Here is a 23,191-nt window from a genome sequence, read left to right as displayed (position 1 = left end):
CGTGAGGTCGGAGCGACCTATAGTCGAAGACATGTGTGCGCAGGTCGTGCTGGCCGAGGACGACGAGAAGCAGGCCGAATTGGTGCGGCGCTACCTCGAGCGGGAGAACCACACCGTGATCGTCGTGAACGACGGCCGCTCCGCGCTCGAGGAGGTACGGCGGCGGCAACCCGATCTGCTCGTGCTCGACGTGATGCTGCCCGGTGTCGACGGGTTGGACGTGTGCCGGATCCTGCGGCGCGAGTCCGATCTCCCGGTGCTGATGCTGACCGCGCGGACCGAGGAGGACGACATGCTGCTCGGCCTCGATCTCGGTGCCGACGACTACATGACGAAGCCGTTCAGCCCGCGGGAGCTGGCCGCCCGGGTCCGCACGCTGCTTCGCCGTACCAGGGTTCCAGTGGCCGCCGAGCCCAGCACGCTGCTGCGGGTCGGCGAGGTCGCGGTCGACCTCGAGCGCCACGAACTGTTTGCCGACGGCACCCAAATCTCCTGTACGCCGGGCGAGTTCCGCCTGATCGCGACGATGGCCGCACGGCCGCACCGGGTGTTCACCCGGGCCCAGCTGCTGGAGAACATGCACGGGATCGACCAGTACATCACCACCCGGACGATCGACACCCACGTGCTGAACCTGCGGAAGAAGATCGAACCGGACCCGCGCCGGCCCGTCCGGCTGCTGACCGTCTACGGGGTCGGCTACAAGCTGACCGACGGCTGACATGGCCGCGCGGCGAAGCGTCCTGGTCCGGCTGCTGGCCGGCGCCGTCCTGATCGCGCTCTGCTCGATCGCGGCGACCGCCTGGCTCGCGGCCCGCAGCACGACGGTCGCGATCCAGGAGCAACAAGGCCAAGCGCTCGCCAACGACGCGAAGATCTACAACACCCTGCTCGAGTACGCCGCCACGCACCGGAATTGGTCGGGGGTCGACCAGGTGCTGACGAAACTCAGCATCGAGACCAAGCGGCAGATCAGCCTCACCGACCGCATGCACCACCAAATCGCCGGTAAGCCGGTGCCACCGAACCGAACCGCGTCGGCGGCCGTCTACCCGCTGAAGGTCGACAGCGATCTGGCCGCCGAGGCAGCGCCCGGTGACGACGATCAGATCGATCCCCGGGTGGTCGGTCCGTTCGCGCTGTCCTCGAAGCAGAAGGTCTTCTACAACGGCCTCGCCAAGCGCGTCCTCAAGTGCGTCCAAGAACAGACCGGACAAGGAAGGATCGTCGTCCTGCCGACCGGACGGCCCCAGATCGAGGGCGTCGGGCAGTTCTTCCTCGACCGGTGCCAGGCCGATCTGTTGAACGAGATCCAGCCGGCACAACTCCCGGCGTACGCGCGATTGCAGAAGGACGTCAACGCCTGCCTGAGCACCCGCGGTCCAGTCGCAGCGATCAAGCTCCAGGCCGACCTCAGCTGGACCATCCCCAGCGGCCAACTGATCAACGTGAAGCAACCGCGGGTCACCGTCCCGGCCGCCGCACCGCCGCGCCCCGCCCCCGACGCGGTCGACAGCTGTCTGCTGACCGCACGCCGCGCCATGCTCACGCCGTACGTCGCTCCGCTCGCCCTGCTGTTCATCAGCACCGAGAGCAGCGCGGCCTCGGCCGGGTTCGACCTGTCGGCGGCCAATCAGAAGCGGATCGCCGGAGTCGCCGCCGCGATCCTCGGGGTCACCGTGCTGATCGCGGTGATCGGCGGGATCCGGCTCGTCCAGCCGCTGCGCGCACTGACCAAGGCATCGCGGCAGATGACCGGTGGTGACGAGGACATCCGGGTCAAGGTCCGCGGCCGGGACGAGATCGGCCAGCTGTCCCTCGCCTTCAACGAACTGGCCGACAGCCGCGCCAAGACCGAGTCGTTGCGCAGGGCAATGGTCAGCGACATCGCCCACGAACTGCGGACCCCCCTGAGCAACATCCGCGGCTGGCTCGAAGCCGTCGAGGACGGCGTCGCCCAGCCGGACGAGGCGTTCATCGCGTCCCTCAGCGAAGAGGCCGCCCTCCTCCAACACATCATCGACGACCTCCGCGACCTCGCCACCGCCGACGCCGGGAACCTCCGCATCCACCCCGAACGCGTCTACCTCGGACTACTCCTCGAACAGGTGGTCGCGACGTACCAGAGCCAGGCCGAGCACGCCGAAATCACGTTGTCCTCGGCGACCGAAGGCGATATCGAACTGGACGCCGACCCGGTCCGCCTCCGCCAAGCCATCGGCAACCTCGTCGCCAACGCCCTCCGCTTCACCCCCGCCGGCGGCACCGTCCGCATCGAAGCCCACCTGGACGCCACCGACGTAGTCATCAACGTCATCGACACCGGCGCCGGCATCGCCCCCGAAGACCTCCCCAAGGTCTTCGACCGCTTCTGGCGCGCCGAACAGTCCCGCAACCGCCACACCGGCGGCAGCGGCCTGGGCCTCCCCATAGTCCGCAGCCTCATCGAAGCCCACCAAGGCACCACCTCCGTGACCAGCACCCTCGACCAAGGCTCCACCTTCACCCTCCGCCTCCCCCAATCCCCCTAACGTCCGAAAGACCCGCACACCCCACCCTCCGGATCGTCGGACGTTACGACCCCGAAGCCCCGCCAGCTGAGGTTGACGTGCTTCGGCTGAGGTCGGAGCGCCCGCAAGCAAGCTCAACCACGTCCCCCGCTCTTCGGCGTACCGACGGACAGGTAGTAGTCCCCCTGACGCGTCTCCCGCCGACGCCCCCACGCTGCGCGATCCCACAGCACCCCCAGTACTACCTGTTCTTAGGTACACCCGGCAGAAGAGTGGTCACAGCAAGGCGCCCTCTTTCCGCACCGCGACCAAAACCCGGAAGCTCAGGCGACGGAATCGCGATCGCGACCTCGCCACCCACCCCCACCCCCGCGGCGCCCAACCAAGCTGTCTTTCAGATCGGCCGGAAGCGCTGAGCAACCACAAACCCACGCCCCCAGCCAAGTTCTTTCTGCCTGCACCACGCCCGACCGCCAACGGCGGCCGACTGAAACGCACAGCGAGCAGAGCAGATGGCGACCCCGGCGATCGCGATCCCATTGCCTGGGGCTGACGCTCTGTGGCAGAGGTGCGGATCTCGCGCTATCCGGTGGTTTAGGGGTGCTCGGCGACGAAAATCCACCGGATAGTGTCAGGGGGTGCGGAAGGTTTGGCGGTAGGTGGTCGGGGAGACGCCTACGGTGCGTTTGAACTGGCGGCGGAGGGTCGTGGGGGTGCCCATGCCGGTTGCGGTGGCGATGGTGTCGATCGTCTCGTTGGTTGCTTCTAGCAACTCTTGGGCCCGGCGGACGCGCCGGGTGAGGAGCCATTGGAGCGGTGTCTCGCCGGTGGCCGAGCGGAAGAGTCGGCCCAGGTGGCGCGGGCTGGTGTTGGCTTCGCGGGCCAGGTCGGTGACCGTCAGCGGCTGGTCGAGGCGTTCCTCGGCCCATCCCAGCAGCCGCGACAACGCATGCTCATCCGCCGGCTGCACAGGCTTCGACATGAACTGGGCCTGCCCACCGGCACGATGCGGCGGTACGACGAGCCGCCGCGCGACCGCGTTCGCCACGCCCGCACCGCGATCCAGGTGCACCAGATGCAAACACAGATCCACCGCAGCCGCCTTCCCAGCCGAAGTCAGAACTCGACCGTTGTCGGTATAGAGCACGTCCGCATCAACCTCAGCCGCCGGAAACGCCCGACTCAACTGCTCCGTATGCGCCCAATGCGTCGTCGCCCGCCGCCCATCCAGCAGCCCAGCCGCACCGAGCACGAACGCTCCCGTACACAACGACGCCACCCGCGCCCCAGCCTCGTACGCCGATCGCACCGCCTCGACCAGTTCCCCAGGCGGCGGTACGTCGACATCCACGCACGCAGGCACGATCACCGTGTCCGCGGCGACCAATGCATCCAGCCCGTGATCCGGCTCCACCATGAACGGTCCGACCCGGATCGGCCCTGGTCCGCACAGCCGCACGTCGTACCAGGAAGGCACGTCGACCGGCGGATTGCCGAAGACCTCGTACGCGACGCCCAGCTCGAAATGCAGCAGCTGCCCAGCGGTCGCGACCGCAACGGTATGCATGTCCGAAAGTGTACGCATGGTGTCGTTCGGGACACTCCCGCCGAACGACACCTACCGCCAGACTCGACGCATGACGAAGACAATCGCCGTGTACGGCGCCACTGGGCACACAGGTCGTTTCGTGGTGGCGGAGCTGATCCGCCAGCGGTTCACCCCGATCGTGTCCGGCCGCAACGCCGAGGCGCTGAAGACGCAGTGGCCCGACCTCGAGGCCCGCCCGGCCACCGCGGACGACGCCCAGGCGCTCGACGCCGCCCTGCTCGGCGCGGACGCGGTCATCAACACCGCCGGCCCGTTCGCCATCACCGGCCCTGCCCTGACCGCCGCTGCCGTCCGCGCCGGCATCCCGTACGTCGATGTCGCCGCGGAGATCGAGGCCAACGTCGACACGTTCGCCGCCCACCAAGGAGCGACGATCCCGATCGTCCCCGCCATGGCGTTCTACGGCGGCCTCGCCGACCTGCTCGTCACCGCGGCCCTCGACGGCCGCACCAGCGCCGACGAGGTGATCGTCGCCTACGGCCTCAGCAGTTGGCACCCCACACCGGGCACCCGAGCGGCCGGTCAGGTCTCTCACGATCGACGCAACGGTCGCCGGGTGCGCTTCGCCGACCACGAACTCCAGTACCACGACGATCAGCCGAGCCAGGAGGACTGGGCGTTCCCGGATCCGCTCGGCACCCGCCGCGTGATCAGGGAATTCACCATGGCCGACGTCGTGACGATCCCCAGCCACCTCGCCGTACCGATTGTGCGCACCGCCATGACGCTCGAGGCCGCCGGCGATCTGGCCCGACCGGACACCCCCGCGCCGAAGGCGATCGACGACGACGGCCGATCCGATCAGACCTTCGTGGTCGACGTCCTCATCCGTACCAAAGACGGCGACCTGCGCGCATCCGCGCACGGCCAGGACATCTACGCGATCACGGCTCCGCTCGCAGTCGGCGCCGTACGGCGTCTGCTCGCCGACGAGGGAAGGGCAACCGGCGTGGCGTCGGCCGGATCGATGTTCGACCCGGCCGACTTCCTGCGTGAGCTAGCGCCCTATCTGACGGTCAGGATTGCTTCGTCCACCAACGGTTGGTGAGGCTGTCCCGCAGGGTGTTCGTCGCGCAGTGGATCTCCCCCTCGGAGACGTGCGTGCTGGTCAAGTCGTTCACATATGTGACCTGGTAGCCGACTTTCCGGAACGCCTTCGTGATCGCGTCCGCGAACACATCCTTGCCGCCCACCACAGGACCGAACGGCTTCGGCGCGATGTACCGGCCGGCGTTCAGCACCAGGCCGTTCACGGTCCCGGGCACCTCCGCGACACCATCCCGCATCGCGTTCAGTTCCTTGACCTTCGCGTCCTTGGCCGGACCGTCCGGCATGGTGCGGATCGACGTTTCGAGCATGCCCCAGTCGAGCGACCGCGCGGTGTAGAGCGCCGGGACCCGCACCAGATCGGCCTCGGTCAGTCCGGCCTTGTCCCGCAGTACGTCGAGGTTGGCGCGGATGCGCTCGGCCGCCCGCTCGTTGGTTCCGACGAACTGCTCGTCGGCGAGGAACTCGTTCGTCGTCCGCTGGTCGATCCGCTCGTCGTACGGCCACTCCAGCTTCGGCAGATTGCCGTGCATCCTGTCACCGCCGTGCCCAGCCTTCTTCACCTCGGCGAGAAGCTTCAACCCGGCGGTCGGATCCGCGACGACGGCCTTCCACCCGAGCCGGCTCCCCGGCACCGGGACGAACTGGATGAACTCGTCGACGTGCCCGATCGTCAGCCACGAGGTGTCGAGCGGGATCGGGTCCTGCAGTCCCTGCGACTTGAGCAGCGTCAGCATCTCCGGCGCCGGGCCGGTCTTCCCGTGCACGAGTCCGTCCCCACCGATCACCACGCGACCGTTCGGGTACGACGAGGTGGCCGGAATCGTCTCGAGGTTGCCCATCGAGTCGTAGCTGCTGTTCTCGAACGGCACCGGCACATGCTCGACGTGAACACCGCCGATGTCAGCGCCTGCAAGCTCGGTGAAGATGATCCGCGAGGCGACCCGCCGGTCGTCGTTCACCGACCCGATCAGCAGCTTCATCCCCTGCGGCTTCCCGCCGGGACCGGGGATGGAGGTGTAGGCCGGCTCGAAGATGTCCTGCGCCCACTGGTCACCGCTCAGGTCGAGCTGCCGCAGTCCGCCGGGAACGCCCGCCTTCTTGATCACCGCCTCGGTGTCCGCACGCCACTTCTTGCCTTCGGCATCCTCGTCCGAGGACTTCTCGGTGATGACCTGCTCGAGCTTCTGGGTGTTCAGCTGGGTCAGCACCGGCGCCTCGTGCAACGTCACCGTGCTCGACCCGCCGCCGGCGACAGTCAGCGTCACGTCGATCGAGCCGTCCCACTGGGCGGTGTCGCGGATGATGTCGCGACCCTCGATCCCGAGCTCGGCACCACGCCGCAGCTCGTCCGCGGTCAGCCGGGTCTCCGGCGTCACGACCTCCCAGGCGCCGCGTTTGACGAACAGATGCACTCGATCCGGCTGCGAGATCCGCAACGAACCAACCGCCGTCTTCGGCACGGTTGGCTGAGGGATCGTCTGGATCCGCGCCAGATCGAGTGCATCTTTACTGCCGTTCACCACGGTGTCGGCAGCGTCGTTGCAGGCCGCGAGTTCCCGGTCTGCCAGGTTCTGTTCTTTCTGGTGCGTGCGCTGGAGTTCCTCGAACAGGCGCTGGGCTTCCTCCTGGTCCGGCATCTCCCCGAGTTCTTTGCGGCGCTTGGAGAACGCCTCGTCGTTGGCGGCCTCCCGGTCGACCGCGTCGGCGGCGATCTTCTTCGCCGGGGTCCGGCAGCGCCCCGCGTCGTCGTCGAGGTTGGCCAGGAACAGGCCGCCCGGCGTCTCGACCCGCAGCGTGGGGGACGCCGTACCGGCGGAGGCCGTGGCCAGTGGGGCTCCGATCACCAGCGCACCGGAGGTGGACAGTAGCAACAGTGTGCGAGCAAGCATGCAGCCATGTTTGCGGCCAGTTGTCAGGGAATTGTCAGCCTCACGTCCACACTTCGTCCTGCTGTCCGACTCCGGTCAATTCTGCACGGCTCCTGCGCGAACCCGCCTACGGTTCCGGGATGAGGATCGCCCGGAACCTGCTCGTTGTCAGCCTGGCGGCGATGATGGTCGTCGGCCCATCCACCGCCAACGCCGGTACGCCGCCGGGCGCGCTGACCGCGGTCGAGCTCCGGACCGACAACGCGGTGAACCCGCTGGGCATCGACAACCCGGCACCGGCGTTCAGCTGGCAACTCACCGGCGCCGGGCGGCAAACGGCGTACCGGATCCTGGTCGGCACCGAACGCGGCCGGAACGATGTGTGGGACAGCGGGCGGGTCGCGAGCGACGAGGCTATCGGCATCCAGTACGGCGGTCCTGCCGTGCAGTCGTCGACGCGGTACTACTGGACTGTCCAGATCTGGGATGCGCGCGGCCGTAGGACCACGGCTGCCCAGACGGCCTGGTGGGAGACCGGTCTGCTGAACGACGCCGCCTGGCAGGGCGCGCAATGGGTCACCCCCGACACCGGCAATGCGAAGGTCTGGTCGGACTTCACCCTCGATCTCGACTTCACGATCAAATCGGTTGCCGCCGGCATCGTCTTCCGGGCGACCGACGCGGCGAACCACTACCTCTGGCAGCTCAACACCGCGTCCTCCCCCGGCAAGGTGATGTTGCGACCGCACGTCCGCGTGGCCGGTTCGTATCGAACGCTCGCCGAGATCGACCTCGCGCCGGTGGTCACGCCCGCGAACGCGCTGGACCAGCACCACCTCACGATCCGGGCTGTTGGATCGCTCATCACCACCTTGATCGACGGCGTCCAGGTGGACCAGCGGCAGCAGACCGACCATGCGCGCGGCACGATCGGGTTCCGAACCTCCTCGACCGGCGGGGTCGCCGAGCGGGCGACCTTCGACAACCTCGTCATCAGCGACCCGGCCGGGCAGGTACTGCTCAGCGACGACTTCTCAGTCGCGCCGGACGCACACTTCCCGTCGAGCCCGGTTGTGGCCGGTCAACTCGAACCCGCCGGTGATCCGGTGCTGATGAGCCGCGAGCCCGAGGCACCGATGCTGCGGAAGGACTTTGCTCTCGGCAAGCGCATCCGCAGCGCGCGGGCAACCGTCTACGGCCTCGGCTTCTACGAACTGCGGCTGAACGGGTCCAAGGTCGGCGACCACGTGCTGACTCCGGTTAGTACGCCGTACGAGCGACACAACCTGTACGACACCTACGACATCACGAACGACGTCCGGCGGGGTGCGAACACCGTCGGGATCTGGCTCGGCAACGGGTACGGAGCGCGGTACAACCCGTACGGCTTCCGGTGGACCGGGCCGAAGCAGGCCATCGCCTTGATCACGGTGACGTACGCCGACGGCTCCGCGGAATCCATTCACACTGATGGCACCTGGACCTGGTCCACCGGACCGATCGTTGCCAACGACATCTACGCCGGTGAGACGTACGACGCGCGCGCCGAGCAGGCTGGTTGGGATCGGCCCGGCTTCGACGCCGCGGACTGGCAGCCGGTCCGGACCACGCCCGCCCCCAGCCCGGTCCTCGCGGCGAACACCATGCCGGCCATCCGGGTCGCGCAGACCCTGCGACCGGTGAAGCTCACCGAGCCGAAGCCCGGGGTGTTCGTCTACGACCTCGGGCAGAACATCGCCGGCTGGAGCCGCCTACGTGTCCACGGACCTGCCGGTACGGCGGTCCGGCTGCGGACTGCCGAAGAGGTCGGAGCCGACGGCATGCTCGACACGAGGACGAACCGTTCCGCCATGGCGACAGACATTTACCTACTCAAAGGCCTGCCGGGGGTTGAGGCGTACGAGCCGCGCTTCACCTACCACGGCTTCCGGTACGTCGAAGTGACCGGCTTCCCCGGCCGCCCGGACCGCAACGCGCTGGAGGGGCGAGCGATCCACGCCGACGTCACGTCGACCGGGACCTTCCAGTCGTCCGACGAACTGCTGAACACCATCTGGCGCAACAACCGCTGGGGCATCCTCAACAACTCGATGAGCCTGCCGACCGACACCCCGGTCCGAGACGAGCGCACGCCACCGACCATGGACGTGCAGGCCTACCGCGATGCGGCGATCCGCGAGTTCGGGATGAACCGCTTCTACGCCAAGTACCTCCGCGACCTGCCACCCGGTACGGCGCTCCCCAGCGACGCGGTGAAGTCGCAGTACCCGGACATGGCCGGTGGGCAGGTCTCACTGGCCTGGAGGCTCTACGAGCAGTACGGCGATCGCGGCACCCTGGCGGCGACGTACCCACTGATGAAAGCGTTCGTGGACCGGAATGCCGCCGACCAGCCATCGCTCATCTGGCCGGCCGACCAGGGTTTCGGTGACTGGTGCCCGCCGGATCACGGGCCGGAGGCCAACGGCGGGATGGGCAGCCCGAACGCCGGGGACTGCTTCAGCGAGGTCTCGCTGGTGAACACCGCACTCTGGTACCAACAGACGATCGACCTCGCGAAGTCGGCTCGCGCCCTTCAACTCGCTGCGGACGGCGCTCGCTACGAACAACTGGCCGCCGCGATCAAGACAGCGTTCAACACCCGCTTCCTGAACGCCGACAACACCTACAGCTCCGGCCGCCAGACCACGAGCGTGCTGCCGTTGGCCCTCGGCCTCGTCCCGGCCGACCGGCTCGCAGGCGTTGGCGCGAAGTTCGCCGACACCATCACCACCAAGAACGCCGGCCACCTCGACACCGGCATCTTCGGTACCCGCTACCTCGTCGACGCGCTGGCCGCGATCAACCGGCTGGATCTGGCGATGCAGATCCTCGGACAACGCACGTACCCGAGTTTCGGTTTCCAGATCGGTAAGGGTGCGACCACGAGCTGGGAGCAGTGGCTGTACGACGCCGGCATGATCACCCATGACCACGCGATGTTCGCCGGCATCAACACATCGCTCTACACCGTGCTGGCCGGCATTCAGGTGACCGCACCGGCGTACAAGACGGTCACGATCGCACCGCAGGTGCCAGCAGGGCTCAGCTACGTCAGTGCCTCGATCGACACCGTGCGCGGCCGGATCAGTTCCACCTGGCGCCGTACCTCGAAGCTCACGCTGACCATCACCACTCCGCTCAACAGCACCCCGATGGTCGTGGTCCCACTCCCGAGTCCGACGGCGCACGTCACCGCCCCGGCGAACGCCGTACTCGAGAGCAGGACCGCGACCACTGCCACCTATCGAGCAGCACCCGGCCCGTCAACCTTCACTGTCGGCTGACGGGCCGGAGCGGCCTCAGTACCGCCGGTTGAGCTTTCCCTCGGCAACAACCTCGGCTGCGCGATCGGCCAGCGAACCGGCGGGCTTCTTCGCAGCCGAAGCCCCAGCCGTGCCATCAGCCGGTACGTCGGGCCGTGGTGCCCCCGCGCAGACAGTGCGCGATCCCGGCAGGATGCCCTTGATCAGGTAGTCGTTGATCTTCTGGGTGGCGCAGGCGTTCGATCCGTACTGCCCGTGGCTGCCCTCATCGCTGACCGAGATCAGCTGGTTGTTCAGCGCGGACGCCATCGCGGGCGAGCCGTCATACTGGGTGGACGGGTCGAATTCGGCCCCGATCACCAGACCGACCGGGTAGCCCTTGCGCTTCAGGTCGACCAGCTTCTCCTGCGGGCTCCACTTCGCGTAGCCGCAGTTGGTCGGACCGGCCTGCATCGCGCCCGGACCGTACGGGTACTTCTCCCGGAACAGCCGCATCTGCTCCTCGTAACCCTTCGGGTCCTTCGACCACACCGCCTCACAGGAGACCGCTTGGAAGACCCCTTGGTAGGTCTGCTTGATCTTCCCGTAGAGGACGTTCAGCGCCTTGCCCGCGTCCGCACTCAACGCCGGCTTCTTCCCGGCCGGGGCGTTCGCCGCGTCACGGATCAGGCCGATCAACTCGGCCGACAGGTCCCACATCGGCCGGTATCCCGACCCACCGAGAATGATGTCGAAGAAAGGTCCGTCGACATCCGAGCCGCCGCCCGGGAGCGGCCACGCGACCGGACGCTTCGCGACCTTCGCCCGGACGTCGTTCAGGTACGCCGTCACCGCGGCGGGCGTCTTGCCGAAGTGGTAGATGCTGTCGCGCTCCGCCATCCAGGCCGCGAGCGCCTCGAAGTTCTCCTTCGCCGACATCGAGACCTCTTTGGCCTGCTCGTAGTACAGCCAGTCCGGATGCATAGACGAGTCGAGCACCGAGCGGTTCAGCTGCCCCGGGAACAACGACCCGTAGACCGCGCCGAGGTAGGTCCCGTACGAGTAGCCGAAGAAGTTGATCTTCTTCTCGGCCAGCACCCCGCGGATGACATCCATGTCGCGCGCCGTGTTCGCCGTGCTGATGTACTTGCGGATCCCGCCGCCGCCGGCCGCGCAACCCTTCTCCGTGGCCTCCGCGTCGGCCGCGATCTGCTTGATCTGCGCGTCGGTCGGCCTGGTCTCGAAGATCGAATCGGTCGGCGGAAGCTCGCACTCCAAGGCCGTCGAGCGACCGGTACCGCGCGGGTCGAAGCCGATCAGGTCGTACGGCCCGGCGATCTTCTCCTCCTGCATCCAGTTCGGCATCGTCAGCCCCTCGCCGCCCGGACCACCCGGGTTCAGCAGCAGCACGCCCTGCCGATGCGCCGGATCCGCCGCTTTCCGCCGGCTGATCGCGACCGTCAGATCGCCGTCCGACGGTTTCTTGTAGTTCATCGGTACGACGATCGTCGCGCACTCGAGCCCGGCGAACTGCTTCTCCCACTCCTCCGGCGGCCACCCGGGCGGCGGCGTACCGGCCACACACGCGGCCCAATCCACCTTCTGGTTGTAGTACGCCGCCAATGCCGTATCGACCGCACCGCTCGCCGGCACCACCACCAGAGATCCGGCCGCCATCGCCAGTCCGGCAGTCAGGCCCACGACTCGCGCCAACCGTGGTCGTCCACTCATCTGCTGTCTCTCCGTTCACTGAACGTCAGAAGGCAGTGACGCTAGTGACACGGCGATGTGCGGATGATCAGCAAAAGATAGGGATCCCGTGAAGATCGCTACTGCGCACTCGCGGCCGGGCGGACGACCAGCTCGTTGACATCGACGTCGGCCGGCTGGTCCACCGCGTAGGCGATGGCGTTCGCGATCGCCGTCGCCGGGATCGACACCGCGCGGTAGGACTTCATCCGCTCCCGGGCCGCGGGATCGGAGATGCTCTCCGCGAGCTCGGACTCGGTGACACCTGGCGAGACCAGCGTGACCCGGATGTCGCCACCCGATTCCTGGCGCAGTCCTTCCGAGATCGCCCGGACGGCGAACTTGGTCGCGCAGTACACCGCGGCCGTCGGCGAGATCTCGTAGGCACCGACGGACGCGATGTTCACCAGGTGACCGCCGCCTTGCGCCTGCATCACCGGCAGCGCGGCGGCGATCCCGTGCAGGACGCCGCGGATGTTCACGTCGATCATCCGGTTCCACTCGTCGAGCTTGAGCTCGTCCAGCGCGGACAGCGGCATCACCCCGGCGTTGTTCACCAGTACGTCGATCCGGCCGAACTCCTCGACCGCCGCCGCGACGAAGGCGGTCACCTCGGCCGCGTCGGTGACATCCAGCCGCCGGAACGCCGCCCGGCCGCCCTGGCTGGTGATCTCCGCGACCATGCGCTCGAGCCGATCGGTACGGCGCGCGCCGATCAGCACCTGATGTCCGTCGGCCGCGAGCCGGAAGGCGGTCGCCTCCCCGATCCCGCTGCTCGCGCCGGTGATCGCTACGACCTTGCTGTGCTTCGTCATTGTGTTCGCTTTCGTCAGTGTGGACCGTCTTCCAAAGTCTGCGCAGCGCCACCGGGGCGAACCAGGACAGCTTTATCCGGGGTACGACGCACCCAGGCAACCGTTCACCAACCGGCATAGGCTTCAGACATGACCGATCTGGGCGACTTCCTGCGCGCGTCCCGCGCCCGGCTCCGGCCCGACGACGTGGGACTGGCGTCGTACGGGCGGCGCCGCGTGGCGGGGCTGCGGCGCGAGGAGGTCGCCGTACTGGCCGGGATGAACTCCGACTACTACGCCCGGCTGGAGCAAGGGCGCGAGCAGAGTCCGTCCGCGCAGATCCTCGACGCGATCAGCGATGCCCTCCGGCTGGATGCTGAGGCTCGTGACCACCTCTACCGACTAGCCGGTACGGCGCCCGCCGGGCACCGGACGCAGCCGCGCGAAACGGTCAGCCCGATGCTCATCCAGCTGCTCGACGGCTATCCGAACACCCCGGCGATCGTGCTGAATCCGGCGCTCGACATCCTCGCGGCCAATGGGCTGGGTGAGGCGTTGTTCTCGCCGTTCGCGACGTTCGACAACCTGGCCCGGATGACCTTCCTGGACCCGGTCGGCCGTGGCTTCTATCCACACTGGGACCGCGTCGCCGACTCGACCGTCGCCACGCTGCGCCAGGCATCCGGAGTCGAGCCGCAGTACCGGCGGTTGCAGGAGTTGGTGGCGACACTGATGGAGGCCAGCGAGGGGTTCGCGAGCCGCTGGTCCTCGCACGCGGTCCGCGGCAAGACGTCCGAGGCCAAGGCGTTCGACCATCCTGAGGTCGGGCCGCTGGAACTCACCTTCCAGACCTTCGATGTCCGCGGTGCGGCCGGCCAGCAGCTCGTCATCTACCACGCTGAGCCCGGCAGCTCGAGTGCGCAGGCGCTTGCTCTGCTCGGCACCCTCAACGCCACCCACCGGCGCGAGTCGGCGCCGAACCGCTGACCGCCCGTTTACCGTCCGTTGGACGGACTATTGTGGGCGCATGACCGATCGTGGGATGCAGGAACTGGCGTTGCTGTTGCTGACAGCCCTCGCGAACGAGTCTCGGCACGGGTATGCGATCGCCCAAGAGGTCAAGGCGATCACCGACGGCCGCGTGGCACCACGGACCGGGGCGCTGTACGGCGCGCTGGATCGACTGCTGGCCGACGGGCTGATCGAGGTTGAGCGGGAAGAGGTCGTCGGCGGGCGCGCGCGCCGGATCTTCGCGTTGACCCCGGCTGGGCGCGGGCGGCTGGAGACGGAGGCCGAGCGGCTGGCAGCGACAGCTCGGGAGATGCGCCGGCGACTGGCCGGTGGGACTGCGCCGGCGACATGAGGCTGTACCCGGCCAGCTATCAAGCCGCCGCCGAGATCCTCGACGTGCATCGTGAGATGACAACCGGCCTGCCCTGGACGGCTCGTTGGCGGGCGGACGCCGATCTGCTCGCCCACGCGCTGCGGGTGCGGGCCGGACTCGACTCCGCCTCGGCCGGCGGTCGCTTCTTCGAGCTCGCGGCGCCGTTCGCGCTCGCGGTGACTGCTGCCTTCGGCGGCATCTACCTGATGCGCTGGTACGCCGCGGTCGCGATCTCGCCCGGATCGACCTGGAGCCAGTTGGCGACGACCGACGTACCGGAGGGCCTGCAGGTGCTGTTCCTGCTGTCGATGTGTGGCGGCGGGATCGTTGCCCTGCTCAAGTATTGGCGGACCGGCGCCTTCCTGAGCATCGTTGGCCTGCTGGGGTTTGCGCTGCAATGGACCATCAGGCCGGCCTGGTACGAGCGGGGCCCGTTCGAGGCGATCGCCGCCGTACTGACCGCGCTGGTCGTGCTCGCATGCCCGCCGGATCGGCGCGGCGATCGGAAGCGCGCGGTGGTGGCCGGGGCGATGGCGGCGATCGCGTGGTTCCCGTCTGCCTTGGTGCTGACGAGGGGGTTTGTGGTGAGCACGGACTACGGTGCCTGGCCGCTGCTGGCACTCGGGCTGACCGGGATCGTCTGCTACGCGCGGCCGTCGGGCCTGCCCACGCTCGCGGCGATGGCCGCAGCCTCGCCGCTCTTCCTGGTCTACGCGGCGATTTCCCTATAGTCCGTTCAAGTGAGTATTCTCTGCAACGTACTATCCCCGCAGCAGAGGAGTGCTCGTCATGCCGTTCACCCTGGCCCACCCGGCCGCGATCCTCCCGCTCCTGCGCCACCCGTTCATCCCGGTCGCACTCGTCGCCGGCTCGATGGCGCCGGACGCGCCGTACTTCCTGACCGCGGTCGGCATCAGATCGACGCACGCCGGCGACTGGTACGGCTCGTTCCTGAACGCCACCACGACACACTCGCTGAGCGGCCTGCCGATCGACCTGCTGTACGCCGTCATTCTGGCCGGAGCCTACTGGTTGCTTCGGGCCCCCATTACCGCACTCGGGGCGGCCCTCCCGAAGATCGGGCGACCCAACCTCTTGTGGTTGCTCATCTCCGCCGTGATTGGCGCGGGCACCCACCTGCTCTGGGACTACCTGACCGAGGCGGACTTCATGCCCGCGCCACGGCTACTGCAGTATGCGAGCACCGCCTTCGGGCTCATCGTCGTCGGCTGGTACCTCTGGAAGCACCGCAGCCAGTTCCGGAGCTCCAGCGACACACTTCCGCCTGCAGTGCGCCGCGCGGTTATTGCCCTGCTGATCGCAGTACCGCTCCTGGCGGCCGCCGTACTGGCTCCTCATGATTTCGTCGGCTACCGCGAAGCATCAGCCTCCTGGGCAGGCGTTGCCGAAGGCGTGCTCACCGGGGCCGTCAAGCGCGCCGGCGCCGCCCTCGCGATCACCCTGCTGCTCTACGCCGCCACCTGGCAGTTCGCCAGGACTCGCCTTCGTGTGAGCTAGATCACAGTATGTACGTATTGTCGACAGTACGTGCATATTGTGATCGGTATGAACAGCTTGGAAGTATCGGATCTGACCAGCCGGGCGCGCATTCGGAACGCGGCCCTGCGGCAGTTCGCGGACAACGGGTTCGCCAGCACCTCGCTGCGGTCGGTCGCCGAGGCGGCCGGGGTGTCGATCGGGCTGGTCCAGCACCACTTCGGGTCGAAGGCCCGGCTGATCGAGGCGTGTGACGCCTACGCCATCGAGTTCGTCCGGCGCGAGACCGACAAGGGGATCTCCGGGCAGCAGCTCGCCGACGCGGACTTCCTGTCCGAGGCCTACACCACGGGCCCGCCGATCATGGCCTATCTGGCCCGCGCACTGGTCGACAACTCCCCCGGCGCGGCCGTCATGTTCGACGAGATGGTCGCGGTCGCCGAGGAGCACCTCAGCCCGCTCGAGGGCGTGGGTGATTCGGGGCAGACGATCCCGCCCCGGACGGTCGCCGCCGTCCTGACCGCGATGAAGCTGGGCATCACCGTCTTCCACGGCCAACTGGCCCGCGTGCTCGAACTCGGCGACGACACCGAGGCGGGCTGGCACGAGATCAGCAAGGCCCTGCTCGCGATCGTCGGGCCGGCTCTGATGGGCGGCGGCAACATCGCCGAACTGGCCGGCCACGGCGTGGACGAGTACGACGCGACACAGGACAACCAGGAGGTGAACCATGACGGACGCGATCAAGGTCGACGGGCTTGAGAAGAGCTTCGGCCGCTTCCATGCGTTGAACGGCCTGGAGCTCCACGTCCAGACCGGCGAGGTCCATGGCTTCCTCGGCCCGAACGGCGCCGGGAAGTCCACCACTATCAAGGTCCTGCTCGGACTCCTCCGGGCCGACCGGGGCAGCGTCCGGCTGCTCGACGGCGACCCGTGGACCGACACCGCGACTCTGCATCGCCGCCTGGCCTATGTCCCGGGCGACGTGACGCTGTGGCCGAATCTGTCCGGCGGCGAAGTCATCGACCTGCTCGGCCGGATCCGTGGCGGTCTCGACCAGGCCCGTCGCGAGCAGCTGATCGAGCGCTTCGAACTGGATCCCAGCAAGAAGGCGCGCTCGTACTCGACGGGTAACCGGCGCAAGGTCGCACTGATCGCTGCCCTGGCCGCGAACGTCGAACTGCTGGTGCTCGACGAACCGACCGCCGGCCTCGACCCGTTGATGGAAGCGGCGTTCCGCGAGAGCCTGCTGGAAGCACGTGACACGGGGCGCACGGTGCTGCTGTCCAGCCACATCCTGTCGGAGGTCGAAGCGGCCTGCGACCGGGTCACGATCATCCGTCGCGGCCGGACCGAACTGTCCGGGTCGCTGTCCGATCTTCGCCATCTGAGCCGCACCAGCGTCACCGCGACCCTCACCACGGTCCCGGACGAGCTGACAAAGCTGGATGGCCTGTCCGACGTATCGGTCGAGGGCAACGTCTTCCGATGCACGGTCGAGCGCGCCGATCTCGCCGTACTGATGGGCAAGCTGGCCGGGCTCGGCCTGTCGGATCTGGTGGCCTCGCCGCCGAGTCTGGAAGACCTGTTCCTGCAGCAGTACCGCTCTGAGCCGGTGGGGGTGGCGTCATGAACGGCCTGCAGGGATTCGGAACCATGGTGCGGCTCGTGCTGCGCCGCGACCGAATGGCCTTGCCGGTATGGATTGTCATCCTGGCCGGTTTCGTCAACGCGGCAGCGTCCACATCCAGTACGTCGTACCCGACGGCTGCCGATCGGGCCGACTTCGCCGACGGTATCCGGGGCAACCCGGCGATGGCCGCGATCTACGGACCGCTGTTCGACGACAGTGTCGGCGGTCTGACGTCTTGGCGGGTCGGTGTGGCAGGCGCCTTGCTGTTCGGGGTTTTCAGCATCCTGACCGTCGTCAAGCACACCCGGCGCGAGGAAGAATCCGGCCGCACCGAGCTGCTGCGGTCTGGTGTCGTCGGGCGGCACGCACCGCTGACGGCAGCGCTGACCGTGACGCTCGGAGCGCACCTCCTGGTCGCAGTGCTGATCGCCGCCGGGCTGGCCGGCCAAGGCCTGCCGGTCGCCGGAGCGATCGCCCTGGCGGTGACTCTCGGCGGCATCGGCGCAGTCCTGGCCGGCGTGGCCGCAGTCACCGCGCAACTGTCGACGACCGCACGCGGAGCAACGATGTCCGCGATCGTGGTCTTCGCACTGATGGTCTTGCTCCGTACGGCGGGTGATACCGCCGGAGCCGATGGGACGAGCTCCTGGCTGCTGTGGCTGACTCCGCTCGGCTGGGCCGAGCACATCCGACCCTTCGCTGGTGATCACTGGTGGGTGCTCGGCTTGGTCGTCGCGCTGGTCCTGGCGTTGGTGGCCGCGGCCTTTGCGGTGTCGGGTCGTCGTGATCTCGGAAGTGGCGTGTTCCACGATCGCCCCGGCCCGGCGAAGGCGGGACCGCAACTGCAGGGTCCGCTGGCGTTGGCCTGGCGGCTGCAGCGCGGCACGCTGGGGGCCACAGTCGCGGGCTGTGTGCTCGTCGGACTCTTGATGGGCACGGTCGCCGACAGCGTCGGTCACGTGGTCGGCTCGAGTGCGGGCTTCGCCGAGATGCTCGACCGGCTGCATGCCGCGAACGCCGGTGATGCTCTGATGCAGCTGCTCATCTATGCCTTGGCCGAGGTCGTCACGGCCTACGCGATCCTGATCGCGCTGCGCTTGCGCGAAGAGGAGACCGAGGGCCGCGCGGCGCCTTTGCTGGTCGCCGGTGCCAGCCGGATGCGCTGGGCTGCCAGCCACCTCCTGTTCGTTGCGTTGGCGCCCGGACTCTGTCTGGTCGCGCTGGGACTGGCCGCCGGCGTGGGCTACGGCCTGGCGAGCGGCGACATCGGCGTCGTACCGGCCATGACCTGGTCGGCGGTCGAGAAACTCCCCGCACTTTGGGTCTTCGCGACCTTCGCTGTCGCACTGTTCGGATTGGTCCCCCGGGTGGCCGTCCCGGTCAGCTGGGCCGTCTTCGGGATCGGCCTGCTGATCGAGATGGCCTGGGAGACCGGCGCGATCGATCACCACCTCTTCGCCCTCTCCCCGTTCGCCCACGTGTATCCCGGCGACTCCGTCGGCATCAGCGCGCTGGCCGGACTCACGGCGGTCGCCGTCGTCTTCGTCGGCACCGGCCTGGCCGGGCTGCGCCATCGAGACCTCACCTGAAGGGAAGCACCATGCGAGTCGAGCAAATCACCTATTCCAGCGGCGGACACCTTTGCCGGCTATCTCTCCGAAGGCCCAGGATGCCGGCATCTAGCTCGACCACCAAGTGGATTGGGCGATGGTCTTGAAGCCCAGGGAGTTGTAGAGACGCTGGGCGGGCTCCGCCGCGGTCAGGGTGACGGGCAGTGGATCGAGCTGCCTGAGCACGGCATACATGAGTTGCCGAGCGAGGCCCTGGCCGCGGAACTCGGGCCGCGTGGTGACGAAGTAGATGCCGGCCACGTCATCCTGGGTGACGGTCGCACCCGCCGCGGCCCACTGTCCGTCGACCGCGATCAGGTAGGCGTCGAAACCTGGCGTCGTGAGCAGAGCGGGCGGGACGGCGGCCGCGCTCCCGTACGGCTGGAAGTGCGGTAGCGGGAAGCCCTCCACCACGACCTTGTCGACCTCGGCGAGTTGAGCCTCGGTCCGCACGTGCACCACCTCGACGGTCGGCGCCGGGACGGGCGCCGGCGGCCGGATCATCACCGGCCACTGCTGCGGCGTGAGCGATGGCGCGACCACGCCGTACGGATCCTCGACGGTCACTCGCGGCCAGCTCCGGCTCTTGAGCAACTCGGTCAGCTCGGCGAGGTCGGCCGCGGGCGGCTCGGCGGAGGTGAGCACCACGCGGAGTCCGTTGCGCACCGGGTCGAGGGCGGCCAGGAATCCCGGTCGCTCGATCAGCTCGTAACCACGAGCTCGCCCGAGTGCACGCCAGAAGGCGGCACCGTTCTTGTTGGCCAGCTGAAGATCGTTCATGGCAACGAATCTACGAGATCGCTCCGACAGTTTGTGAAGGTGGGGCTAGCCCTACCTTCGACCTCCGGCAGGCCCTACCTGAAGTCTCTGGCTAGCCGGATGGTGCGGCGAGCGTTCTGTTTCTAGCGTTTGGGGTGTTCGCACAACGCCCATCCCGAGGAGTTCCCGATGTTCTCATCACGTCGTCGCCGGTTCGGATTGCTGGCCGCGTCCGCGGTCGCCGTCGCAGCACTTGTCAGCTCCGCTGCTGTCTCGGAGGCTGCCCCTCGGAGCGAGGTGCAACACAGCCTGGACGCACTGGTGAAGGGACCGGCCTTTCCCGGCGCAATCGCCACCGTGCGCGATCGCACCGGCAAGATCCAGACCTACACAGCCGGGCCGGTGCCACGAGCGAGCCGAGTGCGAATCGGTAGCAATACCAAGACATTCACGTCGGTCGTCGCGTTGCAACTGGTCGGCGAAGGAAAGATCGGCCTCGATCAGCCGGTCGAGAAGTACTTGCCAGGGCTGGTCCGTGGCGACGGTATCGACGGCCGCCAGATCACCGTCCGCCAACTGTTGCAGCACACGAGCGGCATCCCGGACTACGACGAAATCTTCGGCACCGACTACCTGCCCTTCCAGCACACCTACTGGGAGCCGCGGCAGATGGTCGACGAAGCCTTGCGGAAGAAAGCTTTGTTTGCCCCCGGCACCAACTGGGCGTACAGCAACACCAACTACATCCTGGCCGGGCTGATCATCCAGAAGGTCACCGGCCGTCCGGTCGGCGAAGAGATCACTCGCCGGGTGATCGAGCCGATCGGTCTGCATGACACCTACTGGCCGGCGGTCGGCGATCAGCGGATCCTCGGCCCGCACCCGAAGGCCTACTACAAGACAACGCCAGACGGTAGGGCGACCGACGTGACGGAGCTCGACCCCTCGATGGGCTGGGCGGCCGGCCAGATGATCGCCACCCCTGCCGACCTGAACCGCTTCTTCAGCGCGGTGATCAACGGCAAGCTCCTCAAACCTGCCCAGCTGCAGGAGATGCTCCGGACCGTGCCTGCTCCCGACCTGGACGTGAACGGCGACGGTGAGTACGGGCTCGGCATCGCGAAACTCCCGTTGTCCTGCGGCGGATTTGCCTGGACCCACGGCGGCGACATCCCCGGCTTCGAGACCCGCAACGCCGTCACGACCGACGGCCGCGAGGCAGCGCTCGCAGTCACCGCCCTGCCCACCACACTGGACGACGCCAAGCGCGTAGCCAAAACCCTGGATACCGCACTCTGCAGCTAGCTAGAGCTCGGCGATCAGGGGGACCAGGGTGAGCCAGTTGGTTCGGGCGGCCTCCGCGGCGGCTTCGGCGTCGCCGGCTTCGCAGAGGGTGATGATCACGTTGTGCTGGGCAACCGATTCGCGCCCGCTGAGGGAGCCGAAGCGGAGGCGTTCGATCCGGCGGAGCGCCGGGGTGTACTGGTCGAGGACGGCGGCGACCGCCTGATTGGCGCTGACCCGCACCGGTACGGCGTGGAAGTCGTCATCACCCTGCAGGGCAGCGTCGACATCGGCGACGGTCAGGGCAGCGGCGAAGCGGTCGTTGGCGTCGCGCATCTCGGCCAGGTCGGTGGTCGTCAGGTGCGGGACGGCTTCCCGGACGGCGAGTTCGTGCATGGCGGCGGTGACCAACTGGGCTTCGCGGAGCGCGCGGGCGTCGAGCGGGCTGACCATCGTGTAGCGGCCGGGCTTGGTCAGCACCAGCCCGGCCTGTTCCAGCCGCGCGAGCGCCTCGCGGACCGGCGTACGGCTGACACCGAGCCACTCCGAGAGATCGCCGTCGTTGAGGCGTTCGCCGGGCGCGAACTCACCCTTGACGATCGCGTCGCGGATCGCCCGGTAGGCGTCCTCGCGCAGCAGTGATCGCGGGACGACCGCACGTTCCTTCGGCACCGGCACGGGACCGAAACCTACCGGAAGAGTCCGCTGTAGGCGTTGAGGGCAGGCTGACCGCCAAGATGCGCGTAGAGGACGTTCGAATCCTTGCCGATGTCTCCGTCGCGGACCAGATCGATCAGGGCCGCCATCGACTTCCCCTCGTAGACCGGGTCGATGATCATTCCTTCGAGCCGGCCGGTGAGCCGGATCGCGTCCAGTGTCGACTGCACCGGGACGCCGTACAGGTCGCCGGCCCAGCCTTCGAGGACGGTGATCTCGTCGTGGCGCAGGTCGCGACCGAGCCCGATCAGCTCGGCGGTGGAGCGCGCGATCTTCTCCACCTGCGCCTGCGTCTCGGCGAGCTTGGCCGAGGCGTCGATCCCCAGCACCCGCCGCGGCCGATCCTGACCCGCGAACCCCGCGATCATCCCGGCGTGCGTGCTGCCGGTGACGCTGCAGACCACGATCGTGTCGAAGAAGACGCCGAGCTCGCGCTCCTGCTGCTCCACCTCATAAGCCCAGTTCGCGAATCCGAGTCCCCCGAGGCGGTGGTCGGAAGCACCGGCAGGGATCGCGTACGGCGTACCGCCATCAGCACGTACTTCGTCGAGTGCCTGGTGCCAGCTGTCCTTGAGCCCGATCCCGAACTCGGCCTCGACCAGCCGGACCTGCGCACCCATGATCCTGGACAGCAAGATGTTGCCGACCTTGTCGTTCACCGGGTCCGGCCAGTCCACCCAGCTCTCCTGCAACAGCACCGCCTTCAGTCCGACCTTCGCCGCCACCGCCGCGACCTGCCGGGTGTGGTTCGACTGCACGCCCCCGATCGTCACCAAGGTGTCCGCGCCCTGCGCCAGCGCCTCGGGGACCAGGTACTCCAGCTTGCGTGTCTTGTTGCCGCCGAACGCCAGACCGCTGTTGCAGTCCTCCCGCTTGGCCCACACCCGCGCCCCACCCAGGTGCGCGGTCAGCCGGTCCAATGGGTGGACCGGACTCGGACCGAACAGCAGCGGGTAGCGCTCAAAGTCGTCCAGGGCCATCTCTCACTCCTCAGCGATGTGCAATATATCGCATATTGGAGCCTAGAGCGTGGGGTCTTGTCCAGCCGCTAGTAACGCGACATCTCTTCGAGGCGCTTCAGTTCGGCCCGCGCGATGCGCGTCGTGGCGGCACCGTCGGCAAGGCCGTCCACGTCCGGCCAGGGCAGGTACCAGACCTCGCCGAGGTGCCGGTGGACCAGCCAGCGCAGCAGCGCGGGGCCAACGTGGCGCTCATAGCCGAAGAGCTGAGTGGCGTGCCATTCAACGACGATCAGGCCGAATCGCGAACCGCCCCCACTGACCAACCCCCACAAACGGCGATTCCCCCTCGCCCCCTGAGCGCACCACCCCACCCACCCCAAGAGTTGGCCAGTGCCGGCGGTCCGCCATCCCGAGCGGACCCCACCACCCACCGACCTCCCCGCGAGCCGCCCACCCCCGGCCCGCTGAGCGACAACCGCCG

The 23,191-nt window shown here is 68.0% G+C and carries 20 protein-coding genes; 12 read left to right on the top strand and 8 right to left on the bottom strand.

Annotation, left to right across the window (positions count from 1 at the left end; genetic code table 11):
* The first annotated feature begins 31 nt into the window (after nucleotides 1-31).
* On the top strand, nucleotides 32-721 hold the full coding sequence (locus OG474_RS28880) for a response regulator (RefSeq protein ID WP_405056735.1): 690 nt from the start codon (nucleotides 32-34) through the stop codon (nucleotides 719-721).
* Nucleotide 722: 1 nt separating this feature from the next.
* Nucleotides 723-2,531 carry a sensor histidine kinase gene (locus tag OG474_RS28875; protein ID WP_405056734.1) on the top strand — a complete coding sequence of 603 codons (1,809 nt, stop codon included), beginning with the start codon at nucleotides 723-725 and terminating at the stop codon, nucleotides 2,529-2,531.
* A gap of 610 nt (nucleotides 2,532-3,141) precedes the next feature.
* On the opposite strand, the gene OG474_RS28870 is transcribed toward OG474_RS28875, so the two are convergent.
* Nucleotides 3,142-4,077 carry a GlxA family transcriptional regulator gene (locus OG474_RS28870; RefSeq protein ID WP_405056733.1) on the bottom strand — a complete coding sequence of 312 codons (936 nt, stop codon included), beginning with the start codon at nucleotides 4,075-4,077 and terminating at the stop codon, nucleotides 3,142-3,144.
* 70 nt (nucleotides 4,078-4,147) lie between these two features.
* On the opposite strand from OG474_RS28870, the gene OG474_RS28865 reads away from it, so the two are divergent.
* Nucleotides 4,148-5,167, top strand: coding sequence for a saccharopine dehydrogenase NADP-binding domain-containing protein (locus OG474_RS28865; protein WP_405056732.1), 1,020 nt, complete (start codon nucleotides 4,148-4,150; stop codon nucleotides 5,165-5,167).
* On the opposite strand, the gene OG474_RS28860 is transcribed toward OG474_RS28865, so the two are convergent.
* The gene (locus OG474_RS28860) at nucleotides 5,136-7,058 is read right to left on the bottom strand and encodes a protein-arginine deiminase family protein (RefSeq protein WP_405056731.1); all 1,923 of its coding nucleotides are present in this window, start codon (nucleotides 7,056-7,058) and stop codon (nucleotides 5,136-5,138) included. The genes OG474_RS28865 and OG474_RS28860 overlap by 32 nt on opposite strands.
* A 119-nt stretch (nucleotides 7,059-7,177) precedes the next feature.
* Between OG474_RS28860 and OG474_RS28855 the strand changes: the two genes are divergently transcribed.
* Nucleotides 7,178-10,363, top strand: coding sequence for a family 78 glycoside hydrolase catalytic domain (locus OG474_RS28855; RefSeq protein WP_405056730.1), 3,186 nt, complete (start codon nucleotides 7,178-7,180; stop codon nucleotides 10,361-10,363).
* A gap of 15 nt (nucleotides 10,364-10,378) precedes the next feature.
* Here the strand turns inward: OG474_RS28855 and OG474_RS28850 are convergent, their stop codons facing one another.
* Both OG474_RS28850 and OG474_RS28845 read right to left on the bottom strand, forming a co-directional pair.
* A complete protein-coding gene (locus OG474_RS28850) occupies nucleotides 10,379-12,052 on the bottom strand; it encodes an alpha/beta fold hydrolase (protein WP_405056729.1) in 1,674 nt (557 codons plus the stop codon).
* A gap of 98 nt (nucleotides 12,053-12,150) precedes the next feature.
* Complete coding sequence (locus OG474_RS28845; protein WP_405056728.1) at nucleotides 12,151-12,885, bottom strand: SDR family oxidoreductase; 735 nt, start codon at nucleotides 12,883-12,885, stop codon at nucleotides 12,151-12,153.
* A gap of 129 nt (nucleotides 12,886-13,014) precedes the next feature.
* Here OG474_RS28845 and OG474_RS28840 point away from each other — a divergent pair, with 129 nt between their 5' ends.
* From OG474_RS28840 to OG474_RS28810, 7 genes are read left to right on the top strand one after another with little or no spacing between them, the layout of a single operon-like run.
* Nucleotides 13,015-13,851 carry a helix-turn-helix transcriptional regulator gene (locus tag OG474_RS28840; protein WP_405056727.1) on the top strand — a complete coding sequence of 279 codons (837 nt, stop codon included), beginning with the start codon at nucleotides 13,015-13,017 and terminating at the stop codon, nucleotides 13,849-13,851.
* Between the two features lie 40 nt (nucleotides 13,852-13,891).
* Complete coding sequence (locus OG474_RS28835; protein ID WP_405056726.1) at nucleotides 13,892-14,227, top strand: PadR family transcriptional regulator; 336 nt, start codon at nucleotides 13,892-13,894, stop codon at nucleotides 14,225-14,227.
* Nucleotides 14,224-14,979: a hypothetical protein gene (locus OG474_RS28830; RefSeq protein ID WP_405056725.1), complete on the top strand. Its 756-nt coding sequence runs from the start codon at nucleotides 14,224-14,226 to the stop codon at nucleotides 14,977-14,979. The genes OG474_RS28835 and OG474_RS28830 overlap by 4 nt, the downstream gene beginning before the upstream one ends.
* Before the next feature lie 58 nt (nucleotides 14,980-15,037).
* Nucleotides 15,038-15,766 carry a DUF4184 family protein gene (locus OG474_RS28825; protein WP_405056724.1) on the top strand — a complete coding sequence of 243 codons (729 nt, stop codon included), beginning with the start codon at nucleotides 15,038-15,040 and terminating at the stop codon, nucleotides 15,764-15,766.
* A gap of 48 nt (nucleotides 15,767-15,814) precedes the next feature.
* On the top strand, nucleotides 15,815-16,507 hold the full coding sequence (locus OG474_RS28820; RefSeq protein ID WP_405056723.1) for a TetR/AcrR family transcriptional regulator: 693 nt from the start codon (nucleotides 15,815-15,817) through the stop codon (nucleotides 16,505-16,507).
* Complete coding sequence (locus OG474_RS28815) at nucleotides 16,476-17,378, top strand: ATP-binding cassette domain-containing protein (RefSeq protein ID WP_405056722.1); 903 nt, start codon at nucleotides 16,476-16,478, stop codon at nucleotides 17,376-17,378. The genes OG474_RS28820 and OG474_RS28815 overlap by 32 nt, the downstream gene beginning before the upstream one ends.
* The gene (locus OG474_RS28810; protein WP_405056721.1) at nucleotides 17,375-18,967 is read left to right on the top strand and encodes an ABC transporter permease; all 1,593 of its coding nucleotides are present in this window, start codon (nucleotides 17,375-17,377) and stop codon (nucleotides 18,965-18,967) included. Before OG474_RS28815 ends, OG474_RS28810 begins: the two co-directional genes overlap by 4 nt.
* A gap of 90 nt (nucleotides 18,968-19,057) precedes the next feature.
* On the opposite strand, the gene OG474_RS28805 is transcribed toward OG474_RS28810, so the two are convergent.
* Nucleotides 19,058-19,768 carry a GNAT family N-acetyltransferase gene (locus OG474_RS28805; RefSeq protein ID WP_405056720.1) on the bottom strand — a complete coding sequence of 237 codons (711 nt, stop codon included), beginning with the start codon at nucleotides 19,766-19,768 and terminating at the stop codon, nucleotides 19,058-19,060.
* A gap of 168 nt (nucleotides 19,769-19,936) precedes the next feature.
* Here OG474_RS28805 and OG474_RS28800 point away from each other — a divergent pair, with 168 nt between their 5' ends.
* Nucleotides 19,937-21,052: a serine hydrolase domain-containing protein gene (locus tag OG474_RS28800; RefSeq protein ID WP_405056719.1), complete on the top strand. Its 1,116-nt coding sequence runs from the start codon at nucleotides 19,937-19,939 to the stop codon at nucleotides 21,050-21,052.
* Here OG474_RS28800 and OG474_RS28795 read toward each other — a convergent pair whose 3' ends face one another.
* The 3 genes from OG474_RS28795 to OG474_RS28785 all read right to left on the bottom strand — a co-directional run bounded on the left by OG474_RS28795 (nucleotide 21,053) and on the right by OG474_RS28785 (nucleotide 23,042).
* Nucleotides 21,053-21,709 (bottom strand): GntR family transcriptional regulator, encoded by a 657-nt coding sequence (locus OG474_RS28795; RefSeq protein WP_405056718.1) that lies wholly within the window; start codon nucleotides 21,707-21,709, stop codon nucleotides 21,053-21,055.
* A gap of 11 nt (nucleotides 21,710-21,720) precedes the next feature.
* Nucleotides 21,721-22,728, bottom strand: a complete 1,008-nt coding sequence (locus tag OG474_RS28790; protein WP_405056717.1) for a 1-aminocyclopropane-1-carboxylate deaminase — start codon at nucleotides 22,726-22,728, stop codon at nucleotides 21,721-21,723.
* Nucleotides 22,729-22,796: 68 nt separating this feature from the next.
* Nucleotides 22,797-23,042 (bottom strand): hypothetical protein, encoded by a 246-nt coding sequence (locus OG474_RS28785; RefSeq protein ID WP_405056716.1) that lies wholly within the window; start codon nucleotides 23,040-23,042, stop codon nucleotides 22,797-22,799.
* Between the last annotated feature and the right edge of the window lie 149 nt (nucleotides 23,043-23,191).

Origin of the sequence: Kribbella sp. NBC_01505 (assembly GCF_045040285.1) — a bacterium.
In the GTDB taxonomy this organism is placed as follows: domain Bacteria; phylum Actinomycetota; class Actinomycetes; order Propionibacteriales; family Kribbellaceae; genus Kribbella.
This window is presented reverse-complemented; position numbering and strand designations above follow the sequence as displayed.